Origin of the sequence: Streptomyces alkaliphilus, assembly GCF_014141535.1 — a bacterium.
Classification (GTDB): Bacteria; Actinomycetota; Actinomycetes; order Streptomycetales; family Streptomycetaceae; genus Streptomyces; species Streptomyces alkaliphilus.
In genome coordinates, this window is record NZ_VKHT01001544.1 from 1 (window position 1) to 766 (window position 766).

The 766-nt window shown below is 81.5% G+C and carries 1 pseudogene; it reads left to right on the plus strand.

The features are described 5' to 3' along the window. Window positions 1-308: 308 nt before the first annotated feature. Window positions 309-766, plus strand: a pseudogene (locus FNQ90_RS25580) (lipopolysaccharide biosynthesis protein); the annotation flags it as partial.

The window sequence follows — 766 nt, forward strand, 5'->3', positions numbered from 1 at the left end:
GGCCGGGGCCGGCGGCGGGGACCGACGGGACCGGCGCCGTCCGCTCCGCGGCCCGTCCCCTGCGTCGGCTCATCGGACCCGGCCTCGGCGTCGGTGCCGGGCTCCGCCGGATCCTCCGCCGCCCGGCGGCCCCGGGAGTCCTCGGGTCGGTGGAGGCCCGGCCCGGGGCCGGCCCTCCGCCCGTCGGTGGTACCGGCGGCCCCGGGGGTGCCGTCCCCCGGGGCCCCGGGTTCCTCCCGTCCGCCCTCCCGTCCGCCGGCGTCGCCCCCTCGGAGCCCTCCGCCGCGACCCGCCCGGTCGGCGGGCTCGTGGCGGCGGCCCGGTTGCCGCTGGCCTGTCTGCTCGCCGGCGCGCTCCTCGGTGCCGGGTGGTCCCTGCTCTCCGAGCCCCGGTACGTCTCGCGCGCCCACCTGGTGGTGCCCGTCCCGGAGTCCGGGGACCACGCCGCCGCCGTCGGCCTGGCCCGGATCCACAGCCGGCTCGCCGTCGAGCCTGTGGTCCTGGAACGGGCCGCCGCGACGCTCGGCGTGCCGGTGTCCGACCTGAGCGGGCGGATCCGTTCGGCCGGTTCCCCGGACGCCCCGGTGATCGAGATCACCGCCACCGACACCGACCCCGTCCGGGCCGCCGGGATGGCCGACGCCGTGGCGGGCGCGTTGGTGGCGCACGGTGCCGACCTCGCCGTTCCGGAGGTCGGTGGGGTTCCCGCGCCCCTCCCGCTCGCGGGGGCCCGCCCGGCGTCCTCGCCGACCTCGCCCTCCCCGGC